20 protein-coding genes are annotated in these 23,469 nt (G+C 62.7%); 4 read left to right on the top strand and 16 right to left on the bottom strand.

From position 1 onward, the window contains the following. Window positions 1-47 precede the first annotated feature (47 nt). The 4 genes from andAa to andAc are packed head-to-tail and all read right to left on the bottom strand — an operon-like array spanning window position 48 to window position 3,364. Window positions 48-1,268: an anthranilate 1,2-dioxygenase system ferredoxin--NAD(+) reductase gene (gene andAa, locus LXM88_RS34610; protein ID WP_262543980.1), complete on the bottom strand. Its 1,221-nt coding sequence runs from the start codon at window positions 1,266-1,268 to the stop codon at window positions 48-50. Next, on the bottom strand, window positions 1,258-1,584 hold the full coding sequence (gene andAb / locus LXM88_RS34605) for an anthranilate 1,2-dioxygenase ferredoxin subunit AndAb (protein WP_096474914.1): 327 nt from the start codon (window positions 1,582-1,584) through the stop codon (window positions 1,258-1,260). The genes andAa and andAb overlap by 11 nt, the downstream gene beginning before the upstream one ends. A gap of 17 nt (window positions 1,585-1,601) precedes the next feature. Next, the gene (gene andAd, locus LXM88_RS34600; protein ID WP_014900133.1) at window positions 1,602-2,078 is read right to left on the bottom strand and encodes an anthranilate 1,2-dioxygenase small subunit AndAd; all 477 of its coding nucleotides are present in this window, start codon (window positions 2,076-2,078) and stop codon (window positions 1,602-1,604) included. Between the two features lie 14 nt (window positions 2,079-2,092). Beyond that, window positions 2,093-3,364, bottom strand: a complete 1,272-nt coding sequence (gene andAc / locus LXM88_RS34595; protein ID WP_262543979.1) for an anthranilate 1,2-dioxygenase large subunit AndAc — start codon at window positions 3,362-3,364, stop codon at window positions 2,093-2,095. 211 nt (window positions 3,365-3,575) lie between these two features. On the opposite strand from andAc, the gene andR reads away from it, so the two are divergent. After that, window positions 3,576-4,535: an anthranilate 1,2-dioxygenase regulatory protein AndR gene (andR, locus tag LXM88_RS34590; protein ID WP_262543978.1), complete on the top strand. Its 960-nt coding sequence runs from the start codon at window positions 3,576-3,578 to the stop codon at window positions 4,533-4,535. Window positions 4,536-4,694: 159 nt separating this feature from the next. Here andR and LXM88_RS34585 read toward each other — a convergent pair whose 3' ends face one another. After that, window positions 4,695-5,585 (bottom strand): LysR family transcriptional regulator, encoded by an 891-nt coding sequence (locus tag LXM88_RS34585; RefSeq protein WP_262543977.1) that lies wholly within the window; start codon window positions 5,583-5,585, stop codon window positions 4,695-4,697. A 91-nt stretch (window positions 5,586-5,676) separates the two neighbouring features. On the opposite strand from LXM88_RS34585, the gene LXM88_RS34580 reads away from it, so the two are divergent. Genes LXM88_RS34580 through catC form a run of 3 tightly spaced genes read left to right on the top strand, consistent with a single transcriptional unit; the run spans window position 5,677 to window position 8,079 of the window. Beyond that, window positions 5,677-6,810: a muconate/chloromuconate family cycloisomerase gene (locus tag LXM88_RS34580; RefSeq protein ID WP_262543976.1), complete on the top strand. Its 1,134-nt coding sequence runs from the start codon at window positions 5,677-5,679 to the stop codon at window positions 6,808-6,810. Between the two features lie 32 nt (window positions 6,811-6,842). After that, window positions 6,843-7,745, top strand: coding sequence for a catechol 1,2-dioxygenase (gene catA / locus LXM88_RS34575; RefSeq protein ID WP_047901485.1), 903 nt, complete (start codon window positions 6,843-6,845; stop codon window positions 7,743-7,745). Window positions 7,746-7,788: 43 nt separating this feature from the next. Next, complete coding sequence (gene catC, locus LXM88_RS34570) at window positions 7,789-8,079, top strand: muconolactone Delta-isomerase (RefSeq protein ID WP_034185107.1); 291 nt, start codon at window positions 7,789-7,791, stop codon at window positions 8,077-8,079. A 107-nt stretch (window positions 8,080-8,186) separates the two neighbouring features. On the opposite strand, the gene tssJ is transcribed toward catC, so the two are convergent. The 11 genes from tssJ to LXM88_RS34515 all read right to left on the bottom strand — a co-directional run bounded on the left by tssJ (window position 8,187) and on the right by LXM88_RS34515 (window position 23,419). Continuing rightward, window positions 8,187-8,720: a type VI secretion system lipoprotein TssJ gene (tssJ, locus tag LXM88_RS34565; RefSeq protein WP_262543975.1), complete on the bottom strand. Its 534-nt coding sequence runs from the start codon at window positions 8,718-8,720 to the stop codon at window positions 8,187-8,189. Window positions 8,721-8,733: 13 nt separating this feature from the next. Next, on the bottom strand, window positions 8,734-9,756 hold the full coding sequence (gene tssG, locus LXM88_RS34560) for a type VI secretion system baseplate subunit TssG (RefSeq protein WP_412524180.1): 1,023 nt from the start codon (window positions 9,754-9,756) through the stop codon (window positions 8,734-8,736). A gap of 98 nt (window positions 9,757-9,854) precedes the next feature. Next, window positions 9,855-11,669, bottom strand: a complete 1,815-nt coding sequence (gene tssF / locus LXM88_RS34555) for a type VI secretion system baseplate subunit TssF (protein WP_262543973.1) — start codon at window positions 11,667-11,669, stop codon at window positions 9,855-9,857. Between the two features lie 9 nt (window positions 11,670-11,678). Next, on the bottom strand, window positions 11,679-13,262 hold the full coding sequence (gene tssA / locus LXM88_RS34550; protein WP_262543972.1) for a type VI secretion system protein TssA: 1,584 nt from the start codon (window positions 13,260-13,262) through the stop codon (window positions 11,679-11,681). Between the two features lie 8 nt (window positions 13,263-13,270). Then, window positions 13,271-17,050 carry an ImcF-related family protein gene (locus tag LXM88_RS34545; RefSeq protein WP_262543971.1) on the bottom strand — a complete coding sequence of 1,260 codons (3,780 nt, stop codon included), beginning with the start codon at window positions 17,048-17,050 and terminating at the stop codon, window positions 13,271-13,273. Beyond that, a complete protein-coding gene (locus tag LXM88_RS34540; protein WP_262543970.1) occupies window positions 17,028-18,329 on the bottom strand; it encodes a hypothetical protein in 1,302 nt (433 codons plus the stop codon). The genes LXM88_RS34545 and LXM88_RS34540 overlap by 23 nt, the downstream gene beginning before the upstream one ends. A gap of 3 nt (window positions 18,330-18,332) precedes the next feature. Further along, a complete protein-coding gene (locus tag LXM88_RS34535; protein ID WP_262543969.1) occupies window positions 18,333-18,590 on the bottom strand; it encodes a PAAR domain-containing protein in 258 nt (85 codons plus the stop codon). Between the two features lie 65 nt (window positions 18,591-18,655). Then, window positions 18,656-20,893: a DUF2235 domain-containing protein gene (locus tag LXM88_RS34530; RefSeq protein ID WP_262543968.1), complete on the bottom strand. Its 2,238-nt coding sequence runs from the start codon at window positions 20,891-20,893 to the stop codon at window positions 18,656-18,658. After that, entirely contained in the window at window positions 20,886-21,677 is a 792-nt protein-coding gene (locus LXM88_RS34525) for a DUF3304 domain-containing protein (RefSeq protein WP_262543967.1), read from the bottom strand. The genes LXM88_RS34530 and LXM88_RS34525 overlap by 8 nt, the downstream gene beginning before the upstream one ends. 106 nt (window positions 21,678-21,783) lie before the next feature. Further along, a complete protein-coding gene (locus tag LXM88_RS34520; protein ID WP_262543966.1) occupies window positions 21,784-22,548 on the bottom strand; it encodes a DUF3304 domain-containing protein in 765 nt (254 codons plus the stop codon). A gap of 106 nt (window positions 22,549-22,654) precedes the next feature. Then, on the bottom strand, window positions 22,655-23,419 hold the full coding sequence (locus tag LXM88_RS34515) for a DUF3304 domain-containing protein (RefSeq protein WP_262543965.1): 765 nt from the start codon (window positions 23,417-23,419) through the stop codon (window positions 22,655-22,657). Window positions 23,420-23,469 lie beyond the last annotated feature (50 nt).

The following is a 23,469-nucleotide window of genomic DNA, read 5'->3' as shown; positions in this document are numbered from 1 at the left end:
ACGCAATCCGTCCGCCGCGCCGGCCATACTCGCCGCACCTGCCGCCGTTACAGAAACGTCTTCAGGTTCACCGCCGGATCGGCGAGTTTCACCGGATCGGGCAACGCCCCCGCCGCGATCAACCGGCGCGATGCGCCGATGTCACGCCCCAGGTTGGCCGCGGCTACCGCGACGATCTTGCCATCATCACCCAGCCCGAACACCGTGAACGGCCCGCTTGCCGGATCGCCGCGCACGACGGTCGTGCGTTCGCTGCCGAACAGCCCGAGCATCTGCAGGTTGCAGTCGTACTGATCGGACCACAGCCACGGCAGTTCGGCATAGGTCTCGTCGGCGCCGAGCAGGTTCGCGGCCGCGACGGCCGGCTGGTTTTCGGCGACCTGCCACGATTCGATCCGCACGTGACGCCCGAGCAGCGGATTGAAGTGCATCGTCACCTCGCCCGCCGCGAAAATCGCGGGATCGGCCGTACGGCAGCCCGCGTCGACGCGTATCCCGTTGTCGACGTCGAGCCCGGCCGCCTGCGCCAGTTCCACATTGGGCACGACACCGATGCCGACCACGACGATATCGGCCTGCACGTCGCCGCGATCGGTCTCGACGATCGCGCCGCCGGACGGCGCACGACGAATCGCACGCGGCAACGTTGCCATCTGAAACACCACGCCGCGCGCGTCGTGCAACTGACGCGCATACGCACCGACGACTTCCGGCAACGCGCGCTGCAGCAATCGGGGAGCCGGATCGATCACCGTCACGTCGCAACCGAGCTGGCGTGCCGCAGCCGCGACCTCGAGGCCGATGAACCCGCCGCCGAGCACCGCGACGCGGCGGCCCGGCGCAAGCTTCGCGCGCAACGCACGCGCATCGTCGACGGTACGGACGTAATGCGGCGCGACGCCTTCGTCGATCGCGCCGCCGAACGCGCGCACCCGCGAACCCGTCGCGAGCACGAGCCGTGCGTACGGCAGCGTCGTGCCGTCGTCGAGCCGCACGCGCTGCGCGTCGCGCTCGATCGCATCGACTCGCGTGCCGAGCCGCAGCTCGATGCGCTGCGTGTCGTACCACGCCGCGTCGCGCACGAACGCGCGCTGCTCGCCGCCGTCGCTCATCAACGCATCCTTCGACAGCGCGGGCCGGTCGTACGGCAGCTCGCGCTCCGCGCCGATCATCACGATACGCGCGGCGGCATCGCGTTCGCGCAGCGCTTCGGCCGTGCGCCGCGCCGCGTGGCCCGCGCCGACGATCACGAACGGATCAGCCGACATTGACTTCCACCTGCCCGTCGACGATCCGGAGCGGATAGGTCCGCACCGGCTCGGTGATCGGCGCGCATTTCGGCGCACCGGTGCGGATGTCGATCAGCCCCTGGTGCAGCGGGCATTCGACGCAACCGTCCTCCACATAACCTTCGGACAGCCGCGCATGGCCGTGCGTGCAGAGGTCGTGCATCGCGAACAGTTCGTCGCCGATCCGGAACACGGCGATCGGCTTCTGGCCGGCGACGCGGGCCGCCGGTTCGTCTTCGGAGAATTCGTCGTAAGCGCCGAGCGGATGCCACTCGGCGAGCGTTGCTTCGGTCATGTCGGTTCCTTGCTTCGTCAGATCGGGGTGGCGAGCAGCGTCTGCACGCGCGACGTGTCGTAGATCACGCGCTTGGTCTTGTAGCGCAGCCCGTCGGGCGTGCGCACGACCGTGTCGTAGTACTTGCCGGCCTGGTACACGTTCGACTCGCCGTTGCTGCGCGTCTGCACGACGACGTAGTTGCTCTCGGTGTCGATCTCGCCGTCGCGTTCGGCGACGATCGTCAGGCCCGACGTCATGTGCCGGTACGTGTGCTCCTCGAAAATGTTCGCGTGCCGCAGCGACACCACGCGATCGCGCAGCATCCGCTGGTTCGTGCAGTGGACGATCCCGACCGGCAGCCCGAGATCCGCGTTCTCCTTCGGCACGATCTCGTACGTGCAGTCCTCGGTGAACATTTCCGGCCAGTGTTCGAGCCGGTCGTTGTCGAGGTGCCCGATGTAGCGGTTCTGGAGCATGTAAATCTCGAACCACGTCTTCATGTCTTCCGTCATTTCTCGCTCCCGCTTCAATAGCCCATCAGCTTCTGGTAGCCGACCCAGAACTTGCGGATCAGACTTTCGGTGATCACCGTGTCCTGCTGGTCCGGATTGCCGCGCGACATCTCGATCACCGACGTCGCATCGCCGTCGCGCACCGTGCCGCGCTGCACGAGCTCGGTCGCCTCCGTGTCCTCCATCGAGATATAGCCGGCCGGCCCGACGAGGTTCGCCTGCTTGATGCGCAGCGCGCGCAGCTCGGGCGTGTCGTCCGCATAACCGAAGAAATGGAAGATCAGCTCGAAGTTGTCGGGGCCCTTCGGCAGGATCTGCCGCGCGACCAGCGTGTTGTGGATCTGCTGGATCACGAGCTGCGGGAAGATCGGCTGGATATGGTTCGTGCAGTCCTCGTCGTATTCCGACACGAGATCGAGGATCGATTCGTCTTCGAGGTGGAAGCCCTCGTCGAACGAACGGATGTTCTGCTGCTTGTACGCGGCCGACGTGTCGTCGTTCGTCTTCGTCACCGTGATGATGCTGTGCAGCCCGTGGTTCGCGTCCGGAATCGAGCGCGCCTTCATCCCGACGCGGAAGATGTTGAAGGTCGTATGGAACAGGTGCAGCATGCTCGCGTGATACGGGTCCTTCACGTTCTCCATGTACAGCTTCCAGTTCGACTTCGAATACTGGCGCGTGCAGCCGAGATACTCGATCGGCTTGTGGAAGATCCGGTCGATCCACGGGCGCATCTGCTCGCCGAGATAGTCGGCCAGCGGCATCACTTCATCGCTGAAAGTCGCGAACACGAGCCCGCGATAGCTGTCGACGCGCAGCTTGCGCAGCCCGTGCTGCTTCGGGTCGAAGTCGGCCGGCATCCCGGTCATCCCCTTCTGGCCGCGCCGGAACGGCACGCCGAGCAGGTTGCCCGTGTTGTCGAAGCTCCACTGGTGATAGACGCACGTGTGCGAGGTCGCGTTGCCGCGCGACTTGCGGCACACCTGCGCGCCGCGGTGCGCGCAGCGGTTCACCCATGCGGCGAGCGTGCCGTCCTCGGCGCGCGTGACGACGACCGGCGTATCGCCGACGAACGTGCTCTTGAAATCGCCGGCGTTCGGGATTTCCGCTTCCAGCGCGACGAAGTTCCACGTCGGCCCGCGGTAGATGCGTTCCTGCTCGCGTTCGTAGACGGCCTGCGAGCTGAACACCTTGTACGGCACGCGCGAGCCGTCGTCGTGCGGAAAGGTCACGTCGGATGCATCGCCGCGCGCGGCGAACACGACGGGCGATTCTGTCTGCTCCATGTCGGACTCCTTGTCGATCTGTTTCGTTGAATGCATGGAGCCCATTTTTGAAAAGCTAATATTCGCCGTCTATCCGGAAAGTGCGATTGCGGCGCTGCAATATCCACTTTCGGCGGATTTCTGAGCTAGCATGGCGGCACACACGATGCCGCGTCCGGTCGCGACCCATTCGTCGGATCGAAACGCGGCGTCCCCAATTAGGCTGAGGCCCATGTCCCCAACGTCGTTCGAGCCGCTCGCGCTGCGCGCGCACCGGCTGTTCGAATCCTGCGATCTCGACGAGACGCGCGAGCGGATTTCGCGCGTGATGCAGCCGCACGCGCTGCTGCCGAACGGCCGCGTGCACGGGGCGTCGCACATGGATTTCGTCAAGCTCGGCGGGCTCGGGATCGGCACGATCGCGTTCGGCGACGCGATGCGCGTACAGGTCGACGCGGTCGACGGTTATTACCTGCTGATGTTCTGCCTGTCCGGCCAGGCCGAGGTTCGTGCGATGGGGCGGCAACTCGGCGTCGACGGCCAGACCGGCGTGCTGTGCGCGCCCGGCGAGCCGTTCGACGCGGTGCTGTCCGCCGATTGCGAGCAGTTCGTGCTGCGCATCGACGCAGCGACCGTCGGCTCGCTGACCGGCGACCCGCGCGCGACGCTCGACCCCGTGCTGCATATCAGCGACGCCGCGCTCGCCGCATGGCGCCAGCAACTGATGCTCGTCGCGGGTTCGCCCGAACTGCTCGAACGCGCGAACGCGAACCCGCGCGTCGCGTCGCAGCTCGAGCACCTGCTGATCGACCTGCTGATCGAAGGCCACCCGCCGTCCGTGCTGCATGCGTCGCACCGCGACCCGGCGCCGGGCTTCGTGCGGCGCGCGCAGGAGTTCGTGAACGCGCATTACGCGCAGCCGCTGCAGCTCGCCGATATCGTCCGCGCCGCCAACGTGCCGGAGCGGACGCTGCGCGACGCGTTCCTGCAGTTCCGCGGGATGAGCCCGATGCAATACCTGCGCGTGACGCGGCTCGACCATGCGCGCGAACTGTTGCGCGGCGCGGCGTCAGCCCGGCGAATTGCCGATATCGCGCTCGATTGCGGGTTTACCCACCTCGGACGGTTCGCGATTGCGTACCGCGAGAAGTTCGGGGAATCGCCGTCGGAGACGCTCGACGGGCAGCGCTGACGGACGGCGTTAACGACGCGTCCGCCGGCGCACCCGGCGGCTTGCACAACCGGCAACGGCTTCACACGGGACGACCTGACACCGCGATGCCCTCTCCGCATTCGCCTGCGCACGCCGAAACAGACCGTTAGTTGCGACTTATGAAACCGTCGACGACCGTTACGTCGCCGGCACGATCATCTCCCGCGCGATCGCGCAGAACGCTGCCGTCGCCGCGCTTTCGCCGTGCAGCCGGCGGCTCATGATGATCGGCGACGTCGCAGCCGGTTCCGGCAGCCGCCGGTAGACAACACCCCTCACGCGCACGCCCTCCACGCTCTCCGGCACCAGCGACACGCCGACTTTCGCGGCGACGAGCCCGAGCGCCGTCTGCAATTCCCGCACCTCGTGGACGCCCGCCGGCACCAGCCCGCCGTCGCGTAATGCAGATAGCTGCTGATCGGCGAAGCTCGGCCGCGGCGTGCTCGGATAGACGATCAGCGTCTCGTTCGCGATATCCGCAAGCGCGAGCGGCCGGTCGGGATCGGCAAGCGGATGCCCGACCGGCAGCGCCGCGATCAGCTTTTCCTCGATCAGCGCCTCGCGCACGACCTGGTCGTCGTCGAAACGCAGCCGGCCGAACCCGACATCGATCCGCCCGCCCTTCAGCGCGCCGAGCTGCTCCAGCGTGAACATTTCGATCAGCGACAGCTCGACGTCCGGCTGCGCCTCGCGAAACGCGCGGATCACGTCCGGCAGCGCACCGTACAGCGTCGACGGCACGAAGCCGATCACGATCCGCTCCGACGATTGCGCGAGCCGCCGCGTCAGCGGCCCGAGCTCGTCGGCCTGGTCGACGAGGCGCTTCGCCTGCGCATGGAACACGCGCCCCGCGTCCGTCAGCTTCAGCGGCCGCGCGCCGCGCTCGAACAGCGGCAGCCCGATCTCGTCCTCGATCGCCTGGAGCTGGCGGCTCAGCGGCGGCTGCGTCATGTGCAGCCGCTCGGCAGCCCGCGTGATGTTCATTTCCTCGGCGACGGCGATGAAGTAGCGGAGCTGGCGCAATTCCATTTCATGCCTCAAAGGTATGGAAGTAGTCGGAAAGAGTGTTGGACGACGCGGGGCGGGAATTCCTACCATGTGCACCAACAGGAGGAATCGCATGATAGCAACTGCCGCCACCATCGAACGCATCGAGACATTGCTCGTCGACGTGCCGACGATCAGGCCCCACAAATTGTCGGTCGCCACGATGAATTGCCAGACCCTCGTACTGGTCCGAGTTCGATGCACGGACGGTATCGAAGGCGTCGGCGAGGCAACGACCATCGGCGGCCTCGCGTACGGCGAGGAGAGCCCGGAAAGCATCAAGGTCAACATCGACACCTACTTCGCGCCGCTGCTGCAGGGCATGGACGCGACGCGCCCGGGCGCCGCGATGGCGCGGGCACGCAAGCTGTTCCAGGGCAACCGCTTCGCGAAGTGCGCGATCGAGACCGCGCTGTTCGACGCGCAGGCGCAGCGTCTCGGCGTGCCGCTGTCCGAGCTGTTCGGCGGCCGCAGGACCGATGCGGTGGACGTCGCATGGACGCTCGCGAGCGGCGACACGCAGCGCGACATCGCGGAAGCCGAAGCGATGCTCGAAGCGCGCCGCCATCGTGCCTTCAAGCTGAAGATCGGCTCGAACGCGGTCGCCGACGACGTCGCGCACGTGGTCGCGATCAAGCGCGCGCTCGGCGAGCGCGGCGACGTGCGTGTCGACGTGAACCAGGCGTGGAGCGAAACCGACGCGATCTGGGCCGGCGCGCGTCTTGCGGACGCCGGCGTGAGCCTGGTCGAGCAGCCCATCGCCGCGACCAACCGCGCGGGGCTGAAACGCCTCACGCAGCTCGCGCAGGTTCCGATCATGGCCGACGAGGCGCTGCACGGCCCCGTCGATGCGTTCGCGCTCGCGCAGGATCGCGCGGCCGACGTGTTCGCGGTGAAGATCGCGCAATCGGGCGGCCTGCAGGGCGCGGCGAGCGTCGCGTCGATCGCGGCGGCGGCCGGCATCGAACTGTACGGCGGCACGATGCTCGAGGGCGCGGCCGGCACGATGGCGTCCGCGCAACTGTTCAGCACGTTCGACTCGCTGAAATGGGGCACCGAGCTGTTCGGCCCGCTGCTGCTCACCGAGGAGATCCTCGTCGAGCCGCTGCGCTACCAGGATTTCAAGTTGCACCTGCCGGCGACGCCCGGCCTCGGCATCACCTTCGACTGGGCCCGCATCGAACGGATGCGACGCGGCGCCCGCTGATCCCCACACGACAACCGAAACCGGAGACACAGATGAACAAGCAAGCCATCGACGCACTGCTGAAGACCTTCGACGACGCCGCCGAGAAGCCCGGCAACCCGCGCGTGCGCGCGATCGTCAACCGGATCGTGAAGGACATCTGCTACACGATCGAGGACTTCGACGTGCAGCCGAGCGAATTCTGGACGGCCCTCAACTACCTGAACGAAGCCGGCCGCGAATTCGGGCTGATCGCCGCGGGTCTCGGCCTCGAGCGCTTCCTCGACGTGCGGATGGACGAGGCCGAGGAAAAGGCCGGCATCCAGGGCGGTACGCCGCGCACGATCGAGGGGCCGCTGTATGTCGCCGGTGCGCCGGAATCGGTCGGCCATGCGCGTCTCGACGACGGCACCGACCCGGGCCAGACGCTCATCATGCGCGGCCAGGTGCTCGGCAACGACGGCGCGCCGCTCGCGAATGCGCTGGTCGAGGTATGGCACGCGAACCATCTCGGCAATTATTCTTACTTCGATCAATCGCAGCCCGCGTTCAACCTGCGCCGTTCGATCCGCACCGATGCCGAAGGCCGCTACAGCTTCCGCAGCGTGCTGCCGGTCGGCTACAGCGTGCCGCCGGGCAGCAAGACCGAGCAGCTGCTCGACCAGCTCGGCCGCCACGGCCATCGTCCGGCGCACATTCACTTCTTCGTTTCGGCCGACGGTTATCGTAAGCTGACGACGCAGATCAACATCGAAGGCGATCCGCACATCTGGGACGACTTCGCATTCGCGACCCGCGAAGGGCTGATCCCGAAGGTCAAGCAGGCCGAGGGCGCGGAAGGCAAGCCGTATGGTGTCGACGGGCAGTTCGCGCTGATCGACTTCGATTTCTCGCTGCTCAAGGAAAAGCAGGACGTGCCGGCGAGCGAAGTCGAGCGGGCCCGCGCGCAGGCCTGAGCGGCCTTCCCGTTCGACGAATCGATAACGCAAGGAGTGCAGGATGCTGTTTCATGTGGAAATGACGGTCCGTCTGCCGGCGGACATGGATCCGGTCAAGGCGGCGACGCTGAAGGCGGAAGAAAAGGCGATGTGCCAGCGGCTGATGAACGAAGGGATCTGGCGACATCTGTGGCGGATCGCGGGGCGCTATGCGAACGTCAGCATTTTCGATGTCGAGAGCGTGCAGCAACTGCATGACCTGCTCAGTCAATTGCCGCTGTTTCCGTATATGGAGCTCGAAGTGCGGGCGCTGTGCCGGCATCCGTCTTCGGTTCGGGAAGACGATCGGTAATTCCCCAGCGGCCCATGCTGCCGGTTACCCGGCACATGGGCCAGCGCCGGGAATGAAACGCCCTGCGTTTGCACGCGATATCAACTCTCCAGTGCCGTCTCCGCAGTTCATCTAGAAGACGCTGACTTCGCGACTTCTCCTGCCACCTGTAATCCGTTCAGCGACAGATCCATTCGGAGCGGCTTATCCGGATCGATCTTCCTTTTCTCAATTACCCTCTTCCAGTCTCCTTGCGCTCCGGGGACACGGTACAACGCGACTATTGCCACGTACTTCGTCTCTGGTTGCATGTGCTGCGACAAGCTCGACGACGCGCCAGGATTCACAACCGTCGACATATCTGCCTGCAGATCCGGCGCGAGAACAGTCCGATCGCTCTTCAACAGGTCGTCATACGTTGCTTCATCGAATATCTTGCGATCCTTCAACTGATACACGCGAACCGCCACCGACGTCGCTCGCCCCGCTTCGTCCGGATTCAGTGAAGCACGTGCCGTGAGATCGACATTCAGCACCTTCACCTGCTTGAAAAACACCGCACGATAGGCGTTCGTTGACGCATCCGAGACGGACTGCCAGGCACCGCAGCCCGACAGAAGCAATGCTGCGACAACGGTCGCCGCGCTCATTCGATTGAACATGAAGGCTCCGGAATCAGATCGTGCGTGGCACGAGATGCGAGTTCGATTGAGGTGTCGGAAACGCCTCGTAGACACCGAGCGCGATATCGATCAAGCGCACGTCCTCGGAGGGCAACACCGTGGTCCAGCCGAGACGCGGAGCAGGATCTGCACGCCCTGCCCCGACAACCGGACTCGGAACGAAACGGGACGACACTTTCATTCGCAAATGCACATCGGCTTTCACGCCGACATACAGCCGAATGAACGCCATCAAATCGCGATGCAACGACGCGCCCGGCAACAGATCGTGTGCCTGCTGCACATCGTCGGGCCGCAGCGTGACACGCACTGCGCGGCTGCGATACGCGATGCGCCTGCCGAGCACGTAACCCCCGCCGAGACCGACGCGCCGGCCGTCCCGTGAAGCTGCAATCGCCGGGCGTGTCGACGTCAGCGGTCTCGGCTGGCCCGCACTTGTCGTCACCGCCCAGAACTCGTCGACGCGAACGCCGACGCGCGGCGCGGCCAGCGCGATGACACCGGCAAGCCCTTCGGACGTCCGCGTGCGCTGAATCAGGAGGCCGAGCAACGCCAGCATTCGCGACGCCGGCAAACCGGCACGCGCTGGCTTGTCGCCCCATCCGAACCCTGCCAGACACAACAGGCTCCGGGAATGGTCATCGACACCACCAGCCTGAAAACGCTCGGGATAGCGGTATTTCTTCCATGTGCGGTACAGCAGCGTCGCGATGCGATGATTGAACGGGTCGAGAAACGCCTCGACCGCTTCATGTCCCTCTTCGCGAAGCACGATCTCGTCGATCGTATGCGACGGCATCGCCGCATCGACCCCGTACAGCCCCATGAACGTCGTGCGGATGGTCGGCGGCGCATCGCCATCCTCGTCGTCGATCTCGACCGCCGCCACCTCGCCGGCCGGAAAGCCCAAGCGAGGACGCGGCCGGAATCGCACCGGCTCGTGTTCCGGCGTATCGCGCGTGCCGAATCCAGGCGTGTCGGGATCACTGGCTTCCAGCAGCCGGCAGAACTGCATGAAGCTCATCTTCGGTGCACGCGCCAACAGGCTCCCGACAATTGCCGGAAGCGCTTGTGCATCGGTCGCTTCGATGCCAACCCGATTGAATGACCACCTCATAGTGCCGCCCTCTGCACCTTGCCGCGCGGCCACTCCGTCCGAAGCCGGGACGGCAGGCTGACGATCGCCAGCTTCGTAAAGAGGTTGATCTCCGCATATGCCTCGAAGAACCGATGCAGCAATTCCCCGAACAGCATCACGTCGCCTTCGCCGGAAAACGCGTGCGAGTCGAGCGTGATCTCGATCAGCACGCCCCGCTCGACCGCACCGCCCGACACCTCTTCGATCAATTCCTGCGACACGTGCAGAATGCCCGCGAGCCGCCGCCGGTTCAGCTCGTCGCTGGTCCAGTCGTAAAGCGCCAGGGCGCCACGCAATACTTCCGCGTTCATCATCGACAGGAAGTTCGGCGCCAGATGCGACAACACGCGCCACTGAAAGCGATCCTCGGTCGGCGGATACAGCGGCAACGTCGGCGACACGAGATTACGCACGCCGGCAACGCTTTGCGTGCTGACCCCGATCTCGTTGAGACTTGCCTCGCGCAAACCCTTGCGCGGCAGCGTCCCGTTCGTTCCGGTTACCCGCAAGGACAGGCTCTCCTCCGGAAGCGTATCCATCGTTTCCCATGCATGGCCGCCGAGAATCACCCAGGTTTCGTGCAGCCCCGACACGCCGGGACGCACTCGCGTATGGAAATAGCGCTCGGGGGCCTCGTGCCGCAGCATGCCGCCGCGATGACGGAACGTGGCGAACGGCACATATTCGTATCGTTCGGCCGTATCGTGGTCGAATGTCGCGACCGCATCAACCGAATACGTTTCGACATGCTCGCCCTGATGGCCGGCCGGCACGACGCGATATTCGGTTTCGTGATGGTCGATCTCGATCGGCTCGGCATCGAGTTCGAACAGGTTGATGACCGGCGTGCAGAACAGCCGCACGTTTTCCGCGCTGAAACGCTGGTCCGACGGATACGCGTGCTTCAGCACGATTTCGAGTTCGAAGCGGGTCGCACCTTCCGGAAGCTTCGCGACATCAAGCCCGCACAAGTCGACGAACAGGAACTTCTCGCGAAACGTGAAGTACTCGAGCAGGAGCTGATACCCGGAAAACGCAGCATCGGCCTTGGGCCACAGCCGCTCTTCCGTCGAGAAGCCCGCGGGCTCGATCGTGACACCTGCGAGCGGCACCGGTTCACCGTCGCGAATTGCCGGGATGCGCCAGTAGATCGTGTCGACCTGCCTTGTGAGCGCGAGATGCATCGCAAATGCGGTCGGAAGATCCGCGTTCAGATGCACACGCAGGCGCGACAGGTTCGTTTCGTTGCGGAGTGCGGATCCCTCCAACGCGAAGCCGATCCTGATCACCGACCGGCCGTCTTGGCGCACGGCCGGTCCGGCGTGGGTAATCGTAACCGGCTGAAGCGCGACGGGTTGCGTGGTCCGGTACAAGCACTGGATAGTTCGCGGCGCCGAACCCTCGACACCGCCCGGCGAAGGAGCATTGATCGGTGCCGACCTGACGGGTGCGCCGGCCGGCACCACTTCGGTCTTCTGCAGTTTCTCCGCGAACGGCATCAACTCAACGATCGACAGCGACGGAATCATTCGAAGATAGTGCGGCCACAACAGGCTGACGAGTCCCTCGGTCAGTTCGGGCAATTCGTCGTCGAGTTTTTGTCGGAGCCGGCCGGTCAAGAAGGCGAAACCCTCGAAGAGCCGCTCAACGTAAGGATCGCGATCACCTACGCGATCGAGATTGAGCAGACGCGCGCGATCGGGATGCGCCTTCGCGAACTCCTTGCCGGATTCGCGCAGATAGCGCATTTCAGCTTCGTAGTAGCGCAGGATGGAATCGTTGTTGTCCATGAGAATCCGTTACGAAAGAGTCAAGGCGCGAGCGGGATCGAGCACGGTCAGTTCGGCCTGCAGTTCAGCAACACGACGCATGAGCGCCGGCTTGTCGGCATCTTTGCGGCTGCTCATCGTTTTCAATGCCTTGACGAGTTGTTGCTTGACTTCGAACGTCAGCGCCGGCTCCCAGCGCATCAGCGGCAGTGACCGCGACGACTCGTCGAGCTCGGCAAGCAGCGCGAGCGCCGCATCGGGACGGCCGGCATGATCGGCCAGCCGGGCCATCACGAACCGCTGCAGGTAGCGATGCCGATCGGTTTTCATGCCGGGCAGCGCTTCGAGCCATGCGAAGGCCGTCTCGATGCTGTCGCGCGAGGCAAGTTCGCGAGCCTGGCCCTCGATTTCAGGCCAGTCGCCGGCGGCGTCGCCCTCGCTATCCGCGGAGACCGGCAGCGGCGCCACCGTCTCGCCCGCCTCCAGGTCGCGCACGACCGCGTGCCGGGCGATCCATTCGAGCGTCGTGTCGTCGGAGAACGGCGTGCCGTCGCTGAATGCCAGCCGTTCGATGCCCGGCAACCGTTCGAGAAACAGCGCAAAGTCGGCGCGCAGCAGTTCGCGCCACGCGCTGTACGGCGTGCCGACGTGATCGAGCGCGACATGCTGGAAGTACTGCAGATCGAACCACAGGTGATTCACGCCTTCCATGAATGCGCCCTCGACACGCTCCAGCAACTCGTGCCAGTGCTTCTGCAGCACAAGGCGCTTCATCTGCTGGCGCAACTCGGCGCGCGGCGGCATCAGACGCGTATGCGATGCGGCATCCGCTGGCGGCACGTCATGCAAGGTGTCCCAGCGAACGCTGCGCACGAGGCGCACCGACGGCAAATAGCCGTTTTCCTGATCCCGCAGCCACGCCGACATCGAACGTGCCTGATCGAGCAGGTCGCGCGCCGACGCGATCGCCCCACTCGACGCGGGAACCGAATTGATCTTTTGCGGCGGGACCACGCCCGGATCCGCACCGCGAGCTGGTTCATCCTTGCGCTCGAAACGGGTAACCAGCGGCTGCAAATTCGGCCGCGCGGCTTCCGGCCAGTTTCCTGTTTGTCCGACGAGCACGTCGAGCGCAGCAAGCGCACGCTCGAGATCGACCGGCGCAAAGTCGCCGCGGCTGTCCAGCGTCTCGATCATGCGCGACGTTGCCAGCATTTCCATCGCCGCCCGCTTCGCCTCGGCTCGCGTGGGCAGCACAGCCTCGCCGAACCGGTCCACTAGCGAAGCAGCCAGTTCGAGTCCGTCGGCAAAGCCGGCCGGACCGTCCTGCCGCAACCTCGCAAACGTGTAGTAGCCGACCAGACGCAGATCCTTTCCAGTTTCCTTGAGCAATTGCTCGCAGGTGCGGACGATCAATCCGTCGTCGATTCCCGACAGCTTGTTTGCCTCGTCCTTCAGTTCGAAGAACGCATCCTCGTAGCCGGGATCGCGGCCGCATGCTTGCTCCCCGGGTATCGGAACCAGCCATGCTGCCCAGGTGGTCTGTCGGGATTCCTGCAGCGAATCAACGCGAGGTCCGCCGACGAGTGTCTTTACGAAATTGGCAAGCGTCATGGCAGGTCTCAGAACGTAAATGCGTCGCCCAGCAAACGGAGGGCGTGTCCGAACGGTCTGGTGGACGCATCGGAAGACGCGGAATTCGTCGCCAGCGAAGACACCGCCATTCGCGGATCGCCCTTTGGTGGTTTCTCGACGGGCGCGCTCGGACGTGCTTCAGCTATCGCGGTCGTCTGGCGGGACGCCTTACTGGACTCCACCGGCATCGCTTCATCCGGCCATGTCATCGCACCCGGCAGCCCCGGTGGCAACGGCACGGCAGCGTGCCTGGCTGCGGCAATCGCGGCAGCCGGCAACGGCGGCGGACTGGCTGTCGACACCTTCGGCCCGGCACTCGCCGCCCCGGTCACGAAAATCCGCGCAGGCAGCACGAAGTTGCGCAACTGGAGAACGTCGAGCGGGCCGGCGCCCGCCTCGCTGCGCAGTTGCACCTTCAGCGGGATGCCCTGGCTCGTATCCGGCGTCCAGGTCAGCAGGTAACGTGCAATGTCCTGTTGCGTGACCTTCGCTCGCTCGAACAGGCGAACCAGTCCGAAGCGCCCCTGCGAATCGAGCGCCGTCCGCAAACCACCCTGCTCCGTCTGCCATTCGATATGCGACAGGTTTTCGAGCGACTGGCCAGGCCATTCGAACGGCGTCCATTCCTGCTTCTGGTTGAAGTAGTGCAATTCGCGGCCGGACAACACGAATCGCATGTCGGTGACGCCCGGCGTCGGCACCGCCTGCAACTCGTAGCGCACGCGTGCATCGCCGGACGGGAACAGCACCGTCGAAATGCGCGTGAGTTTGTTCAACCCGCTCAGGAAGCCCGGATCGATCGTCAGCGCACCGGAATCGGTGCCCGGTGCGGGCACCCAGCGGTCGCCCTGCCGCTCGATGACGCCGGCGAGTTGCGTCGTCACGAATTGCGTGATCACGCCGCCATCGGGCCGCATGAAGCGCGCCATTTCGGGCAGCGATGCGTCGTTGTCCGAATCCGCGAACGGATAGCGGCCGCCGAACGACTTGTTCCAGTCGGCCACGATCGCCGCGCGCCAGATCTCGTTCAGGCTCGACGCGGCCGGCTGCACGATGACCTGCCATGCCTGATCGAACGGCGCCCGGAACAGTGCGCCAAAGCCGGACCACTGTTCACCGAGGCTCGCGGCGACCCGGCTCGCATAGTCGCGGCTGTCGGCGATGTCGGATGTCTTGCCCTGCAACACCGACTGGGCGGCCAGTCGCGCAACCGCATCCGGATCGGCGCTGGAGACGATTTGCGACGTCTTCAGGCGCATGGCCGTGATGCGCTCCAGATATCGGGCAAGGCTCAGGTCACCGGTCGCGGCCATTTGCGCGGCGGCGGTTTTGCCGTTGGCCGGCACGCCGGAGACGAGATCGCTGCCGGTCAGGCGCAGGATCGGGCCGAACGCCGCCGCCAGCGGCGCAAGCTGCGGCTTGACCTGCTTCGACGGATCCTTTTCGTCGGCACCGACGAGCTGCTGCGCCTTGCTGATCAGCGTGTCGGACAGCGACTGCGTGTTGGCTCCCGTTCCCGCCTGATAGACGATCGCGTTCATCAGCGCGACGAGCGGCGAACGTTGCGGATCGCCCAGCAAGGTCAGTTGATCGGCCGTGGCGGAAAGCGTCGGCGCCGGTTGCCAGCGCACGCTGTTGAGGAACAGTGCCCAGGCGCGCGCATAGTCGTCGAAATAGCGCTGGCGCAGTTCGTCCTTTAGTGTCGACGAGGGCTGGCCGGTGGCCTTGGTGTCGGAAAGCACCCAGTCGCTTGCAACGTCGTGTTGCTCGCCGGCTTCGTCGATGGCCTTGGCGATCCGTTCGTCCCATGCTGCGCGCGTGAATACGCCCGGTATGGTCATGGTCGTGTTGAACAAGCCACGGCTTGTCGCGCCGCCTGCACCGGCCTGGGATGCCGCGTCACCCAGCAGCGTGGCAAGCGACACAGGCGGGTACTTCGGCGTCGCTTCGTCGAGGATCTGCTGGTAGACCGCGTCCCGCGAATTCTGAATGCCCCGAACGCCGATCACCGTCTGGCGAGTTGCTGCGATCAAGGTACTGTTCGGAACGATCGCCAACGCAGCCGCCGTCGACTTCGCACCGGGTCCCAGGTGACTCGTGAAGAATGTAATGGCTTGCTGCCGCAAGTCCTCCCACCTGCCTGGCGACAACGATGAATTGACGGGGCGCGCGGGCATGGACGTCGCAACGAGCTGGGGTGTCAGGAATGCGGCCACCGCGCGCTCCGGCTTCGCGAGCATCAGATAGGTCTTGAGTGTGTCGTACGCGGCCTGTACCTGGGCATCGCCGCCGCTAGCGATTTCTGCGTCGGATAGCGATGCCAGTTGATGCAGTCTCGCCTCGAGCTGCAGGCGAATCGGGCCAACGAGAATGCGGTTTGCCGCATCGGCATAGTGTGGCCAGAGGGCATCGAGCAATGCGTGGTCGCGGTTCAGGCCGAAGCGGGCACTCAGCGGTGCGCGGGCGCGCTGGTGAATTTCAAGCGTGTCGATCTGTCGGTCAAGGTTGACTAGCGTCTGCAGCAACCGCGTCGGGTCGTCGGTTCCCTTGAGTGTCGCGACCGTGTCTGCTGCGCTTCCGATCGTTGCGCGGTTGACGAAGCCGGACAGCATCGCGCCAGCAATCCAGAAGCCGATCACGGCGATCGCCATCCACGCTGCCGTGGTCGACAGCGAAAAGCCGACGCGGCGACCATGAACCTTGCGGCTGTGATCGGCGACGGTTTGCCAGATGGTCCGGTGTCGAGAATTGGACCGTAAGTCGCCATCAATCGAATCGCCTCTCGGCAGACTAGGATCTGGCGACGCCAGATCCCGCGCCTTGAATAGAGGTGCGAACATCAGCCCGTGAAGCGCATGTCTCGAAACGGTGGATTCAGCGGTTCGAAGCAGCAGATCCGACAACGCCCCACGCAACCTCGAAACATGCTGCGACAGTTCGGCCGGGTAACGGTCATCGGCATTCAAGGCGAGGCGCGCGACACCGGCGTCCGAGAGATCGTCGACGAGATTTCGCAACGACTCGTCAATCTCCTCACCACTCAAGTGTGTGTTCGCCCACGTAAAACCCATCGCTTCGTCCGGACCAACCCGTTCGCTACCGAAATCCGTCACGTCCAGAAGATAAGCCGGTGCAGCCCAGCGCAACGTGCGTGCATGGCGAGCAAGCCGCGCGACGAGTTCGTCGACGTCGAACGACGCATCGCCGGAACTTCGATGACGAGTAATGGCCACAATCGCGTCGATCGGACGACGTCGACGCAGGCGACGAATCCGATCGAGCCATTCGGTGTCGAGTTTGTCGTCAATTTGCCGCGCATACAGCACGATCGTATTGCCGAGAACCGCATAGCCGGTATCAGCCAACCCGGGTGCGAGACGCCGGACGAGCGGATAGTCGCCGGCGACCAGCACCCAGCGATCGCGATAGCGCCATCGCCAGCCGTGCCTCTCCACCTGGGCCTGCTTAAGCACTTCGGCTCGAATCGCGGCGTTACCCGTCGGGCCGTTTCCCGACGGAGCCGGCGCGCGAAGAGCGTGATCATTGACCCACTTCTTCACAGCGCGCCAGCCATTGGCCGGCCGGGACGAATCACTGAAGCTGAAAATGAGCAAGAACGCCACGAATAGGGCGCATAAAGCGGCCAGCGCCAATCCTCGATCCGCCGCGGATATTCCAATCCAGTGCGGTCGCATCCAGACGATCAGCCCGGGAAGGACGACAAAAGCAAGGGTCCCGAACAGGTCAAGTTTGAATATCCGGTTCATGCGGAAGTGCGTGTGTTGTTGATGCGTTATTCAGGTTCGTCACGACAGCGATGAACATATGGGCTGCGTCGCGCTGTGCGACCAGCTGCGGCTTTGGCGATTGACCGGCCATGTATGCTGCGCAAGCAGCGGCAAGCCATCCTGCCGAGGTTCCCGCCTTGCCGACGATTCGATCGAGCTCGAACTCCGGTATGGGTTCGTCGTTCTCTCCTTCCGGACTGCCTGCGTTTAACGCCGCGCGCACGGAACCGGCCGCCTGGCTATCGAATCCGGTCATCCACAACGCTCCGATGTCATCCGCCGTGGCACCGCCCCAACGAAGCCCGTAGGTAAGCGCATGGTCAGGGTTGTCATTGCCGGCTCGACGGGGTCGGTGGAACGCGGCAACCGGTTGCAATTCGAAACGCGATGCAAGCGCCTCGGAAGCCAGCAACAATCCCACCCCGGCTTCCGCCGAATCCTTCGCCGGTGGCTCGCCAATCACCTTGTTGAGGGTGATGGATACGAGCAACACCGCATGCCGATGCAGCGGCCCGTTCTGATCGTCGAGCCAGGAATCTATCGTCATCAGATCGAGTGGGGCTGAAACCCGGTCCGTTATCGCGAATCGCAACTCGTGACGTCGCCATTCGCGCTGCCACATCTCGACTACGTCGCGCTCTCCGGTGTAACCGGAAAGATCGAGCACAACGCGCAACGGCAAATCCGGATGGAGCGCGCCCAATGTCTTCTTCAGATCGTTCAGCAGTCGCTCGTAAAGCCATGCAAGAACCCACTCATGACGTTCGGCATCGTCAGCGGCCAGGCGGGCTTGAATCGGCTCAAACCATCTTGCCGAAACCGATTCATTTGCTTTCCGCTCCGAAGCCTTGGCACGCAACTTTATCGTTCCATCGACGATCTGGTCGACACCGGTTTTCGTATCGTCTGCGGTAACACGTGCGGCTACTCCCAGGACAAGCATCGGCACGCTCTCCCGCGCAAAAGCTTGCGCGTTGTACTTCCGGCTTGCGTCGTTCCATGCCTGGACTTTCGCGCGTTCTAGTTCGTATGCCCGATAGCGCCGGGACACGACGAAGGCAGAAAAGCCCGTCGGATATACGGATACACATGTCCAGAACCATGGCGTGTGAGTCGGTTCGCCTGCCGGCCAAAGCATCAGTACGGCAAATATGCCGGCCGACGTCAGCACAAGGAACACCGCGCCCCAGAGAAACCGCGACGGCGATTTGTCAGGAATCGGCTTCTCGGGCGGAAGGGATGAGAAATCCAGCGCCATCGATTAGCGGCGTCCGCTGTTCGGAAGAGAGGAAAGCAAACGACAGCCGCACTCGCACAAATCGTCGTGCTGCGCGACTTCACAGCCATCATCGAATGCCCCAGAGGTTGCGGTTGCGATACGGTTGTCGCCGTGCCGCGGGCAGGTCACGGGATCGTGGAGCCGCGCCAGCGGACGGCCCATGAAAAAGCGCGTGGCCGAACCGGCCGTCACGTTGCCGCCGCCGGTATGGCTGTCGCCGACGCGAATGATGCCTGCCATGTGTACCCCCGAACTAAACTGGCCTCGCCACCGCAATTCGACGGCGAACGACTGATCCTGCGTTATCAGCGTCCCGGCAACCGGGCAGCGGGTGTCATCGCCTCGCTGGCCTGCCTGACGCGCTCTCCGTGCTTTTCGTCGCGCTTGCGTTTCTTTTCTTCGCCGACATAGTCGCTGCTTCCGAATGTGTCGATGGCACGGGTCTGGAAGTAAAGATTCGACGAGAGCACATGGTCATGCCAGCTCGTCAGCATCGTGTCGTGAACCAGCAGGTCGAATAGCGCCATGACTTTCGGCGGCAACGGGCTTTTGCCGCTCAGGCCCAACTTCCATGCCTGGATCAGCGTTTCCTGTTCCGGCGTCATCATCCAGGCCTCGATCGTCGTTGCGCTGAACTCCGGGTCACCATCCCACGGCAATGAACCGTCGCGAGCCATTTCACGTATCAGATTGACCGATTTCTGCAGCCCGGATTGCAGGGATTCGCGCTGCATCAGCTCTTCGGATTCGCTCTGGATGCGCTCCCAGACGCCCACTGAAGGGCGCGCTTTCTCGATACCCGTATCGCGGCCGGAAAGCATCTCCGGCAAGACCGCGTTCTGCCAGCGCGCATAGGCCTTGCCGAGCGTCTCCCTATCCGCCGGCGGCCGCTGGTTTCGCAGTGCGAGATACGCGGCCTCGGCGTCGTTGCGCTCCTTCAGGAGTTCCCGATGCCGGGCAGCAAGGTCGTCGAAGCGGTTCGTCACGGCTGCACGAAATGCTGGGGATTGGTAGCGAACTGCCATCCAGCGCAGAAATACCTGCATGTGTTCGACAAAGTTCAGACGCGCGACGTAGGGAACTATCTTGCGGTAGGCATCAATCAGTTCTCCGATTTTGTAGGAGGTTTTGCCGTCGGAAATGGGATTAGCGAGGGTGAATCGCCGAAACACGTCTGGCTTCCATTTCGCCAAGTCCTCCATCGTATCCAGCACGACACCATGCGATACCGCTTCATTGAGCATGTCGCGCAAAACGACACGCTGCAGTTCCGCGCGTGCTCCGAGCGTTCCTGGAGGCGCCCCACCGGTAATGTCTTCGCTCGTTCCTGGATAGAGGTATTGAAGCCCGCGCGTGTTCTCGAGGCTATCGAGCCGCTGATAGAAACGCAGTTCATGCGCCGCGGCAAAATGCACGCATCGCTGCACCGACGCCGGCACCGCCAGATCGCGGTCTCCGTAGTTCTGTTTGAGCAGGCCAAGAACCGGCACGATCCCCAGCAGCTTGTTCTCTTCCATCAACGAAGACACGGCATCCAGCAGCCCCAGGAACTTGATTTCGATCGGAATAGCCGTTTGGTTGGGATCTTTCGGATCGACAAAGGCCAGCTTCGTATCGCTCGGGCGCTTGTATCGCCGGGTCAGTTCATTCGCCAGCGCCCGAGCAAGAACACAGCCACGGTCGGCACCGAAGATCGATACCTGGATCCGCTGAACCTTTGGTGTCGTCTGCTTAGCGTCGGCAATTGATTTTTCAAACTGCGCCATCGCAGCCGCCAGTCGGTCCTCGACGCCTGTTCCAAATACACGGGCGACGGCGCGGTTGTCACGAAACCATGGAATCGAATCGATCACCACGCCAAAGAACACCGACTTGGCGGCGCTTTGGGCGATCGATGGAAAATTCTTCTTCGCGTCGTAGAGAATTGCGCGAGTGGCGGCACGGCCGCGTCGAAGCCAGCGGTTTTCACGCTGCAGTTGCAACACTCGGCCGATATTGCGCGGCACCGATTCGACTGAGTCGACCAGGTCTTTGAAAGACTGCGCGATTGGCCGAAACGAAAATTCCTCGAGACCCTTCTTGAGTCCTTCCGTGACAGTGTCTTTCGGGCTGATGGGAAGCCGTTTCATGCCGGTTACGTTCTCGCCGACGCTGACTGCGATCGAACCCGCTGCCGTGGCAACTTGATTTCCAAGCTTAAAGGCTGCGGAGACGATCTGCCCCTCTCGGGCCTCCTTGTTCAACTCCGTTCCTAGTCCGGAATAATAGAGCGGATACCAAAATTGGTTTGACTCCAGTTCCCGGCGAGGGTCTTCGTTATCACGATGGGCCTCCCAGAGTCGGCATATGTTCGAATATCGAGATGTGTTCTTTTCATCGTAGTCACGATGACGGCTAAACCCATCGAAGAAAAAACCGACGTGTATCACGGCTCCACAAGGAATGCATTCATCATGTGGATACGCTTTCTGATTCTCTCCGATTGCAGCGCGCACTTCTGCGGGAGTGCGATCCTCTGCGCTCACGACAGGCTTGTCAATCATATCGTCCTCCTGCCACACCCCGTTCAAATCGACCGCTCTTAATTTCCTGAACAATAGGAGCCGGCAAGCTCTCCATCGCCGCACCGAACGCGCCCGGCTTGCCTTCCGTCTCCTTCAAGATCCGCTGCACCACCGGATGCTTATCGAATTTCGGATTGACGAGCTGCGTGTAGTACACGTACTGCTCCAGATCCTTCGTGTCAGTCAGCCGATATTTCAGCCAGCCTTGCGATGCAACACGTGCCGTTCGTCTAAACGCAACAGCCATGTCCGCATCATCGGGGTTGGCCGCTTCCCCGTACTTGGTTTGAAACCGATGATTGACTTTCGCATAGGAGATCCTCGATCCACTCATGTCGTTACGAATCTCAAACTCGATGTGATCGTCTGGATAAAAGTGCACCGCAAGCACATCCTCCCCCGCTCCGCCTCTGACTTTTGTCGGCGGAAACTTAACCTCGGTCGTCTTGTGAATCTTCTTGATCGGCGCGTACAAATCCTTGATGGCTTCATCCGCGTCATAGACTTCCCAGTCAACCGTGAAATCCGTTCCCTTTAGCTTGTAGCAACAACTCAACCTCCCGGCGCCCGCACCCGGCGGCAAATCGCCCCCTCCGCTCGCTCTGTTGCCATATTTGTCTCGAATCGTGAACTCGCTCAGATTGAACGGCGTGTAGTTGAGCCCCATGACGCTGACCCCGCCGTAGGTCGGCTCGGATGAAAACGCGTCGCAGCCACCTAACGTCAGTACGACGGCGAGCAAGATGACAACCCGTTTAATCATTGCTGAAATACCTCAAACTCAAGAACACAATCCGTCATGCAAACCTCGTTTCGTAAACTCGATCCCGGTGTCGACCTGGATGATCGGCATCCACCACTAAAGATGCCTAATCAAATCGACCTTTCTTGATTTCTCGAACAACGGCATCCGGCAAGCTCTCCATCGCCGCACCGAACGCGCCCGGCTTGCCTTCCGTCTCCTTCAAGATCCGCTGCACCACCGGATGCTTATCGAATTTCGGATTGACGAGCTGCGTGTAGTACACGTACTGCTCCAGATCCTTCGTGTCAGTCAGCCGATATTTCAGCCAGCCTTGCGATGCAACACGTGCCGTGCGTCTAAACGCGACAGCCATGTCCGCATCATCGGGGTTGGCCGCTTCCCCGTACGTGGTTTGAAACCAGTAATCCACTTCTGTGTAATCGATCCTCGTCCCACTCATGTCGTTACGAATCTCAAACTCGATGTGATCGTCCGGATAAAAGTGCACCGCAAGCACGTCTTCCCCCGCTCTGCCCTTGACTTTTGTCGGCAGAAATTTAACCTCGGTTGTCTTGTGGATCTTCTTGATCGGCGCGTACGGGTCTTTCATGAACTCGTCCTGGTCATAGACTTCCCAGTCGACCGTGAAATCCGTTCCCTTCAGCTTGTAGCAACAACTCAACCTCCCGGCACCCGCACCCGGCGGCAAATCTCCCCCTCCGCTCGCTCTGTTGCCATATTTGTCTCGAATCGTGAACCCGCTCAGATTGAACGGCGTGTAGTTGAGCCCCATGATGCTGACGCCGCCGTAGGTCGGCTCGGACGAAAACGCGTCGCAGCCGGCCAACGTCAGTACGACGGCGAGCAAGATGACAAACCGTTTAATCATTGCTGGATTACCTCAAACTCAAAAACACAATCCGTCATGCAACCCTCGTTTCGCAAACTCGATCCCGGTGTCGACCTGGATGATCGGCGTCCACCACTAAAGATGCCTAATCAAAGCGACCTTGCTTGATTTTCCGAACAACGGCATCCGGCAAGCTCGCCATCGCCGCACCGAACGCGCCCGGTTTGCCTTCCGTTTCCTTCAAGATCCGCTGCACCACCGGATGTTCATCGAATTTCGGATTGACGAGCTGCGTGTAGTACACGTACTGCTCCAGATCCTTCGTGTCAGTCAGCCGATATTTCAGCCAGCCTTGCGATGCAACACGTGCCGTTCGTCTAAACGCAACAGCCATGTCCGCATCATCGGGGTTGGCCGCTTCCCCGTACTTGGTTTGAAACCGATGATTGACTTTCGCATAGGAGATCCTCGATCCACTCATGTCGTTACGAATCTCAAACTCGATGTGATCGTCTGGATAAAAGTGCACCGCAAGCACATCCTCCCCCGCTCCGCCTCTGACTTTTGTCGGCCGAAATTTAACCTCGGTTGTCTTGTGGATCTTCTTGATCGGCGCGTACGGGTCTTTCATGAACTCGTCCTGGTCATAGACTTCCCAGTCGACCGTGAAATCCGTTCCCTTCAGCTTGTAGCAACAACTCAACCTCCCAGCACCCGCACCCGGCGGCAAATCTCCCCCTCCGCTCGCTCTGTTGCCATATTTGTCTCGAATCGTGAACTCGCTCAGATTGAACGGCGTGTAGTTGAGCCCCATGATGCTGACGCCGCCGTAGGTCGGCTCGGACGAAAACGCGTCGCAGCCGGCTAACGTCAGTACGACGGCGAGCAAGATGACAACCCGTTTAATCATTGCTGGAACACCTCAAACTCAAGAACACAATCCGTCATGCAACCCTCGTT

Source organism: Burkholderia sp. S-53, from assembly GCF_025560745.1.
Lineage (GTDB): Bacteria > Pseudomonadota > Gammaproteobacteria > Burkholderiales > Burkholderiaceae > Burkholderia > Burkholderia pyrrocinia.
Note: the sequence above shows the minus strand (reverse complement) of the source record. Positions and strands in the feature narration are given on the sequence as shown.

Bases quoted from the DNA above. Each gene is read 5' to 3' on its own strand.
- LXM88_RS34520 (WP_262543966.1), bottom strand. From the start codon at position 22,548: ATGATTAAACGGTTTGTCATCTTGCTCGCCGTCGTACTGACGTTGGCC.
- andAb (WP_096474914.1), bottom strand. From the start codon at position 1,584: ATGACCGAAGCAACGCTCGCCGAGTGGCATCCGCTCGGCGCTTACGAC.
- LXM88_RS34515 (WP_262543965.1), bottom strand. From the start codon at position 23,419: ATGATTAAACGGGTTGTCATCTTGCTCGCCGTCGTACTGACGTTAGCC.
- LXM88_RS34585 (WP_262543977.1), bottom strand. From the start codon at position 5,585: ATGGAATTGCGCCAGCTCCGCTACTTCATCGCCGTCGCCGAGGAAATG.
- LXM88_RS34540 (WP_262543970.1), bottom strand. From the start codon at position 18,329: ATGGCGCTGGATTTCTCATCCCTTCCGCCCGAGAAGCCGATTCCTGAC.
- andAa (WP_262543980.1), bottom strand. From the start codon at position 1,268: ATGTCGGCTGATCCGTTCGTGATCGTCGGCGCGGGCCACGCGGCGCGG.
- tssA (WP_262543972.1), bottom strand. From the start codon at position 13,262: ATGACGCTTGCCAATTTCGTAAAGACACTCGTCGGCGGACCTCGCGTT.
- andAc (WP_262543979.1), bottom strand. From the start codon at position 3,364: ATGGAGCAGACAGAATCGCCCGTCGTGTTCGCCGCGCGCGGCGATGCA.
- catC (WP_034185107.1), top strand. From the start codon at position 7,789: ATGCTGTTTCATGTGGAAATGACGGTCCGTCTGCCGGCGGACATGGAT.
- LXM88_RS34545 (WP_262543971.1), bottom strand. From the start codon at position 17,050: ATGAACCGGATATTCAAACTTGACCTGTTCGGGACCCTTGCTTTTGTC.
- LXM88_RS34580 (WP_262543976.1), top strand. From the start codon at position 5,677: ATGATAGCAACTGCCGCCACCATCGAACGCATCGAGACATTGCTCGTC.
- LXM88_RS34525 (WP_262543967.1), bottom strand. From the start codon at position 21,677: ATGATTAAACGGGTTGTCATCTTGCTCGCCGTCGTACTGACGTTAGGT.
- LXM88_RS34535 (WP_262543969.1), bottom strand. From the start codon at position 18,590: ATGGCAGGCATCATTCGCGTCGGCGACAGCCATACCGGCGGCGGCAAC.
- catA (WP_047901485.1), top strand. From the start codon at position 6,843: ATGAACAAGCAAGCCATCGACGCACTGCTGAAGACCTTCGACGACGCC.
- tssF (WP_262543973.1), bottom strand. From the start codon at position 11,669: ATGGACAACAACGATTCCATCCTGCGCTACTACGAAGCTGAAATGCGC.
- andAd (WP_014900133.1), bottom strand. From the start codon at position 2,078: ATGACGGAAGACATGAAGACGTGGTTCGAGATTTACATGCTCCAGAAC.
- andR (WP_262543978.1), top strand. From the start codon at position 3,576: ATGTCCCCAACGTCGTTCGAGCCGCTCGCGCTGCGCGCGCACCGGCTG.
- tssJ (WP_262543975.1), bottom strand. From the start codon at position 8,720: ATGTTCAATCGAATGAGCGCGGCGACCGTTGTCGCAGCATTGCTTCTG.
- tssG (WP_412524180.1), bottom strand. From the start codon at position 9,756: ATGCAGTTCTGCCGGCTGCTGGAAGCCAGTGATCCCGACACGCCTGGA.
- LXM88_RS34530 (WP_262543968.1), bottom strand. From the start codon at position 20,893: ATGATTGACAAGCCTGTCGTGAGCGCAGAGGATCGCACTCCCGCAGAA.